The sequence below is a fragment of the Peribacillus sp. NPDC060253 genome (assembly GCF_042727425.1).
GTDB lineage: Bacteria > Bacillota > Bacilli > Bacillales > DSM-1321 > Peribacillus.
This window is the reverse complement of record NZ_JBHXAS010000177.1, coordinates 1-7,151: the sequence shown is the minus strand read 5'-3', so window position 1 is coordinate 7,151 and position 7,151 is coordinate 1. Positions and strand designations below refer to the sequence as shown.

The 7,151-nt window shown below is 38.1% G+C and carries 6 protein-coding genes; 5 read left to right on the top strand and 1 reads right to left on the bottom strand.

What is annotated here, in order from left to right:
* The first annotated feature begins 741 nt into the window (after window positions 1–741).
* From ACFWE9_RS25075 to ACFWE9_RS25055, 5 genes are all read left to right on the top strand, one after another.
* Window positions 742–1,947: an MFS transporter gene (locus ACFWE9_RS25075; protein WP_377359356.1), complete on the top strand. Its 1,206-nt coding sequence runs from the start codon at window positions 742–744 to the stop codon at window positions 1,945–1,947.
* Window positions 1,948–2,006: 59 nt separating this feature from the next.
* Window positions 2,007–2,768 carry a type I 3-dehydroquinate dehydratase gene (gene aroD / locus ACFWE9_RS25070; RefSeq protein ID WP_377359354.1) on the top strand — a complete coding sequence of 254 codons (762 nt, stop codon included), beginning with the start codon at window positions 2,007–2,009 and terminating at the stop codon, window positions 2,766–2,768.
* 61 nt (window positions 2,769–2,829) lie between these two features.
* The gene (gene aroE / locus ACFWE9_RS25065) at window positions 2,830–3,714 is read left to right on the top strand and encodes a shikimate dehydrogenase (RefSeq protein ID WP_377359352.1); all 885 of its coding nucleotides are present in this window, start codon (window positions 2,830–2,832) and stop codon (window positions 3,712–3,714) included.
* A 307-nt stretch (window positions 3,715–4,021) separates the two neighbouring features.
* Window positions 4,022–5,230, top strand: a complete 1,209-nt coding sequence (locus ACFWE9_RS25060; RefSeq protein WP_230162978.1) for an MFS transporter — start codon at window positions 4,022–4,024, stop codon at window positions 5,228–5,230.
* Window positions 5,231–5,424: 194 nt separating this feature from the next.
* Window positions 5,425–6,438, top strand: coding sequence for a LacI family DNA-binding transcriptional regulator (locus ACFWE9_RS25055; RefSeq protein WP_230162976.1), 1,014 nt, complete (start codon window positions 5,425–5,427; stop codon window positions 6,436–6,438).
* A 124-nt stretch (window positions 6,439–6,562) separates the two neighbouring features.
* Here the strand turns inward: ACFWE9_RS25055 and ACFWE9_RS25050 are convergent, their stop codons facing one another.
* Window positions 6,563–7,120 (bottom strand): shikimate kinase, encoded by a 558-nt coding sequence (locus ACFWE9_RS25050; RefSeq protein WP_230162974.1) that lies wholly within the window; start codon window positions 7,118–7,120, stop codon window positions 6,563–6,565.
* Window positions 7,121–7,151 lie beyond the last annotated feature (31 nt).

Here is a 7,151-nt window from a genome sequence, read left to right as displayed (position 1 = left end):
CGCCGATGGTAGTTGGGGGTTTCCCCCTGTGAGAGTAGGACGCCGCCAAGCCATTTTAAAGATCAGCCATCCGGCTGGTCTTTTTTTGTGTCTCTATGGTTTGAAAATAAGGCAAATCGGCTTCTGATTCGGCCTAAAGTGAAATAATTCGTCCTAAACACTACATAATTCGACCTGAAGCGTCCACAAACCAATTAATGCGTTCTAGCGTTATCGTTATTCATGCTTATATTGGTTGGACCTATAGCTGATGCATTAAACTGGAACGATTTCTTGTTTTTATTGCTTCTAGGAAGAATTTTAAAATATTGGTATAAGGAAAGTGCTTCATAGTTATGGAGGACTGCTTCATAAGTTTGACACACGTAAATTAGAGCAGTATAATAATTTCAGTAGAACGATATACTAAATAAAGTTAACTATTTTACTTCAGTATCATCCATAGTTTAATACGAGTAAAGAATTAATTAGTTAGTAGAACGATATACCAAAATGCGAGGTTAGTAGAACGATATACCAATTCTCGAAATGGTTAGTAGAACGATATACTAGTGTGTAATAAAGTTAGTAGAACGATATACCTAACTGAAGTCGTTAACTGAATGAAGTGTATTGTTTTTAATCGATGAACGTAATTTGTTTCTTAAATTATGATATGGGGCAAGGGGGAAACTTCTGAAAGGCTTAAGAATCAAATTGCATTTTGATTATTTTTGAATAACTAACATAGGGGTGTGTTTCATGAAAAATCCATATATAAAAATGGCAACAGGTTTATATATTAGCTATTTTATTTTAGGCATGATCAATATTATCATTGGATCAAATATGGAAAATTTGTCCGAACAATTAAATACAAGTGCATCGGGGATCAGCTACTTGGTCTCTGCTATAGGAATTGGTAAATTGGTTTCCTTGTTTTTCGCCGGTAGATTGTCGGATAAATTAGGAAGGAAGCCATTTGTCGTTTCGGCATCTTTTATATACCTTATCTTCCTCATAGGTATACCTTTGGCTCCTAACTATACGTTGGCATTTATATTTGCCGTATGCGCTGGTATTGCAAACTCATTTTTAGATGCTGGTACTTATCCAGCCCTTATTGAAGCTTTTCAAAAGAAAGCAGGTTCCGCCACTGTTTTAGTAAAAGCATTCGTTTCCGTTGGTGCGGCACTTCTTCCTTTCATCATGGCGTTCTTCATAGCTAGAGACATGTTTTACGGATATACATTCTTCTTAATGGCTGCTGTTTATCTTGTTAATGGACTTTTCTTGCTTAAGGTTTCATTCCCAAATCATAAAGCTCCAAATGGAACCCAAACTGACGAGCAAGTTGCAGCGGTTCAACACCAATTTCTATCAAAACCGAAGTTTGCTCAGGAAGGATTGGCTGTCATACTTTTAGGCTTCACCTCAACAGCTTTATTCATGCTCGTTCAAGTATGGCTACCGAACTTTGGACAAGGAGTATTGGGGCTTACCCAGGCAAAGGCCGTTCAATTGCTTAGTTACTATAGCATTGGATCCCTTGTTTCTGTCATTTTACTAGCGGTTCTTTTGAATAAAGTAATAAAGCCCATTACCGTCATGATTATCTATCCAATCATTGCTGCATTATCTTTATTGTCACTCATTTACATCCAACAACCATTTATGACGGTCTTGAGTGCTTTCTTCATAGGGCTTTCAACTGCAGGAGTTTTTCAATTAGCCATGACTATCATTACAGAATTCTTCCCTGCCAATAAAGGGACGATTACTTCATATGTAAACATTGCAGCTAGCTCTGCCTTTATCATCATACCCTTCGTTACAGGTATCATTTCTAAGAGTGCAGGTTTAACTGCAGTCTTCTTGTTTGACGTAGCAATTGCGGTAGTTAGTATATTATTGGCCGTATTCGTTGCCTATCGATATAAAAAGGTCATTAAAGTTTCATCAAATTAAGGAATCGAAGCAAACATCAGTGGCTTAGCTGATGAGAAGAATAAAAGGGGGAAACATGTATGCAAACCATAACCATCAAAGACGTAACGATCGGAGAAGGGATTCCAAAGATCATTGTTCCACTGATGGGGACAACGGAGGAAGAACTACTAAAAGAAGTTGAAACGGTAAATGCTTTAGAGCCGGATATCATTGAATGGCGAGTAGACGTGTATGAACATGTTGAAAACTTAGAAGCTGTATCGGAAATGATTTCAAAACTTAGAGGTGCTTTACCAAGCACTCTGCTTCTTTTCACTTTTAGAAGCCATAAAGAAGGCGGGAACAAGGAAATCACTGATGAATATTATTTTCAACTACTTCATACAGCGATCAGAACAAAGAATATTGACCTTGTAGATGTAGAGTTGTTTTTTGAAGAATCTGCAGTAAAAGAGACTGTGAAGATAGCAGAGGAAAATGGCGTATACGTAATTATGTGTAACCATGATTTCGATAAGACACCGGAAAAGGAAGAAATCATTTACCGATTGCGTAAAATGCAGGAATTTGGAGCTCATATCCCCAAAATTGCTGTAATGCCTCAAAGTGTCGGTGACGTACTCGTATTATTGGATGCAACCCACACGATGAAAACAAAATATGCGGATCGTCCGTTCATTACGATGTCAATGGCGGGTACTGGCCTGGTCAGTCGATTATCAGGTGCGGTATTTGGATCGGCTTGTACATTCGGTGCCGGAAAAGAAGCATCTGCCCCAGGACAAATTCCTGTTACTCAATTAAGAAGTGTACTGGAAATCATTGATCAAAATATTTAAATTTCAAAATTTCTTCCAAGAAGGAATTTATATAAAATCATAATATCAGGGGGAATAGAACATGGAAAACCTAGGACGAATAAATGGAAAAACAGAATTAGTAGGATTACTGGCAACACCTATCGGACACTCTTTGTCACCCGCCATGCATAATTTGGCTTTTGATAAATTAGGATTGAATTGCGCCTATTTGGCATTTGAGGTTGGAAATGAACAGTTGGAAGATGCGGTAAAAGGTATGCGTGCATTAAATGTAAAAGGGTTTAACGTATCTATGCCAAATAAAATGAAAATCCTTCCATACCTAGATGAATTGGCTGACAGTGCTAAATTTTCGGGCGCTGTTAATACAGTTGTCAATGTAGATGGAAAATTCGTAGGTCACAGTACAGATGGAATGGGGTATACTCGGAACCTAAAAGAACATGGTATAGATATTAAAGGAAAGAAAATGACTCTTATCGGTTCTGGTGGGGCCGCTACTCCCATTGCCATACAATCTGCGTTAGAAGGATTAGCTGAAATTAGCATTTTTGCACGTGATGATGCTTTCTTCCCGCAAGCAGAGGAGAATGTACGAATCATCAATGAAGATATGAAACACTTAAATATGAAAGCGAATGTTTACCCTCTTGAAAATATTGAACAATTAAGGGCTGAAATATTAACAAGTGATATTCTGGCAAATGGAACGGGCGTTGGTATGAAACCACTTGAAGGTTTAAGTGTCATTCAAGATGAATCAATGCTGCGTCCCGATTTAATCGTAACGGATGTTGTTTACATTCCACGTAAATCTAAACTAATGGAACAAGCTGAAGCTGCGGGTGCTACAGCCATTAATGGTCTAGGGATGATGCTCTGGCAAGGTGCATTGGCCTTTGAACTATGGACAGGTCAACAAATGCCGGTAGATTACATCAAAGAGCAAATGTTTGCAGAATAAGAAGCTTCCACTGTGAAGATTGTCCTCCATTTTATCGTAATTGAGGTTTTCTCATACATGCTGTGCATCATAAGTGAATGGAATAAGTAATATTTGCAGCAAATTGTGTGCGTTAATTCTCGGAGCTAAGAAAAACAGGGAGTGAAATTCCTTGTTTTTCTTAGCATTTTTTTTTGAAAAGTGGTTTTCATATAAATGGATAACATAAAGGGGAGACTATAATACAAAATGCAAATATAAATTGGATGTTTAACTAAGTGTTACAGGGGAGAAATATCATAACGTGATTTATTATAGGGGTGTAATAATGAAAAATCAGTATTTTAAAGCGGCATCAGGTATGTATATTAACTATTTTTTGTTGGGGATTGTTAATATAATCCTCGCCTCAAACATGTCCTCATTAACAGAACAATGGGATACAGATTCAACTGGCATCAGTTATCTCATTGCCGCAATAGGGATTGGCAGATTACTCACGTACGGTCTATCGGGAGTATTATCAGATAAATTCGGAAGAAAGCCATTAATCATTATCTCCTCGATCGTTATGGGAGTTTTTTTAATTGGGATTCCATTTTCCCCCACATATGAAATAGCCTTTGTTTTTGCTTTGCTTGCGGGCATTTCCAACTCTGCCATGGATGCTGGAACATATCCGGCGCTAACGGAAATGTTTCCTAAATCTGCAGGTTCCGCGAGTGTAATGGTTAAGGCTTTTGGTTCACTGGGTGCAACCATCTTACCTTTCATCATCTTGTTTCTCTCTAAGAATCAATTATTTTATGGCTTAGCATTTTTAGTGCCGGCTGTCATCTATTTTATTAATATGCTTTTTATGCTTTCCGCTTCATTCCCGACAAGCAAATCCGGTCGTGTCAGTAAGGAAGACGATATACAAAGTAATAGGTTCATAACTGAACCTAAATTCTGGGGAGAAGGACTTGCGCTAATCTTTATTGGATTTACTTCCACTGCATTATTTACCGTTTCACAAATATGGTTGCCGAGTTTCGGCCACGAAGTCGCAGGAATGTCGACTTCCGGTTCCATTAAATTGTTGAGCTATTATAGTGTTGGATCGCTTCTTTCCGTCCTTCTATTATCCGTCTTATTAAACAAGGTGATCAAGCCCGTGACAGTGATATTACTTTATCCCATGATTACTTTACTAACAGTGATCATTATATTAACGGTTCAATCACCGATTGTCTTAAGTATTACCTCCTTTTTCCTTGGAGCATCAACAGCTGGGATATTTCAATTAAGCATTGCAATAATGACTGAACTTTTCTGGAAGAAAAAAGGAACCGTAACGGGTATCGTTGCAACAGCCTCTAGTTTGGCGAGCGTCATTTTACCAATTGCAACAGGGTTAATTGCTAAGAGTGGTGATATATCGCATATATTTCTATTCGATTGTTTTATTGCAACCATAGGAATCCTAGCAGCAGCTTTTGTTAATTATCGGTATAAAAAATTGACACAGCACCAGACTATGATTAACCATTTGTGATGGATTACTAAAAATTAACCTTCTAGAACTAGTGTGGCGACAATGAATAGTGTAAAGAGATGTATTACGGGGTTTTAAATGATGAAATGCCCCTGTCCAAAAAGCAAGGGTATAATAATAAGAGTAACTATATTATTATTATAGTAACAGCATAATAAATACATCAAAAATACATTCAAGATGGTGATTGAACTATGAAACAATCCAAAAAAGGTCGAGTTACGTTGCAACAAGTAGCGAAACATGCTGGCGTATCTACGTCCACTGCTTCCCTTATTGTTCGTAATAACCCTCGAATTTCGGAAGCGACGCGAAAAAAGGTTTTAAAATCCATGCATGAATTGGGCTATGTTTACGATAGAATTGCTGCAAACCTTAGGTCGCAGAGTTCTGATACTGTAGGAATCATTATTACTGACATATCAAACACCTTTTTTTCTGAATTCCTTATTGGTGTTCACGATGCATTGGATGAGGTCGGCTACACGGTGTTGCTGGGAACGACATTCGATTCGGTTGCCAAGCAAGACCATCTCCTTTCAACGATGTTGGAACATAGGGTGGGAGGCCTGATTCTTTGTCCTGTCTCTGAAAGTTCACAAGATACAATTGAACGATTAAATGAGATTGACACGCCGATGGTCCTTGCTGTTCGAGAATTACCGGAAGTGAATAGCGATTATGTAGGCATTGACTATCCAGAAGGAGCCAGAATTGCTGTTAATCATCTCATTGAAAAGGGACATAAAAGAATTGCGCTCCTTGGCGGCATCAAGGAATCCTCTACCTGGATCGAGAGAATGGAGGGATACCGTGAAGCCCTTTCAAGAGCGGGATTGGAAGTGGATGAATCGTTGGTGATAGATAGTGCCCCCACACGGGAGGGAGGGCTGGAGGCTGTATTGAAAGTACTTGAGAATCCAAATCCTCCAACTGCCATTTTTTGCTTTAGCGACTTAATAGCATTCGGAGTTATGCAAGGATTAAGGATGAAAGGAATGAATCCTGGAATAGATATAGATATCGTAGGGTTCGATAACGTTCCAGTCGCAGAAATCTATCATCCTCCGTTAACGACCATTTCTTCATTTCCTAGACGTATTGGAAAAGAGGCAGCGAATCTCTTGTACCAGCAAATGGAGAAAATCGAACGTGAACAACAGCGTATCATATTAAACCCAGAACTGATTATTAGAGAGTCTTCCTAATAAAGAAAAATAAAAAGGTGATTAGTTTACAGGATGTAAGGGTAGGTATTCTTATCGCTGTATCCTTTTCATCTTTTCTATTATTCTTTTATTGGGGGCATTGATTTAAAACGTGGAAAGTGACTTATTTGAGCGGTTCATAAATATCCCAGGCCACTTTCAATGAATCGACTATAAAGTCTGCCACTTCATCAACATCAAGATCATTGGTATTCACTTTTGAATGATGGTATGAGTATATTTCCTGCCTCGTGTAAAAGAGTTCTTCGATTTCCTCAAGGGTCCGACTTTGTAAAACGGGTCTACTATCAATAAGTAAGCCTATTCTCTCTTTCCAGTATTCCCAAGATAAGTCAAGGTAGAAGACGATGCAATTAGATAAACAGATATTCCGTATATCCTCTTGTAAGAATGCCCCGCCTCCAACGGAAATGATTTTCAATTGTTGTTGACTAAAGCTATCGATCACACTTTTTTCTTTTTCGCGAAAAGCTTTTTCCCCAAATTTCTTGAATATTTCTGTAGTGGGCATATTGAATTCCTTTTCAATTTCTTGATCTATATCAATAAAGTCCCTATATAGTTTCCTCGCTACTTTCTGTCCGATCGTCGTTTTTCCTACCCCCATAAAGCCAATAAAAACGATACTTTGCATCCTCAAGGATGTGTTTTTATTAATCATTTATAAATCCCTCTCCCAACTATTTTTATAA

Coding starts and splice junctions, on each gene's coding strand:
- ACFWE9_RS25055 (WP_230162976.1), top strand. CDS start 5,425: ATGAAACAATCCAAAAAAGGTCGAGTTACGTTGCAACAAGTAGCGAAA.
- ACFWE9_RS25075 (WP_377359356.1), top strand. CDS start 742: ATGAAAAATCCATATATAAAAATGGCAACAGGTTTATATATTAGCTAT.
- ACFWE9_RS25050 (WP_230162974.1), bottom strand. CDS start 7,120: ATGATTAATAAAAACACATCCTTGAGGATGCAAAGTATCGTTTTTATT.
- aroE (WP_377359352.1), top strand. CDS start 2,830: ATGGAAAACCTAGGACGAATAAATGGAAAAACAGAATTAGTAGGATTA.
- aroD (WP_377359354.1), top strand. CDS start 2,007: ATGCAAACCATAACCATCAAAGACGTAACGATCGGAGAAGGGATTCCA.
- ACFWE9_RS25060 (WP_230162978.1), top strand. CDS start 4,022: ATGAAAAATCAGTATTTTAAAGCGGCATCAGGTATGTATATTAACTAT.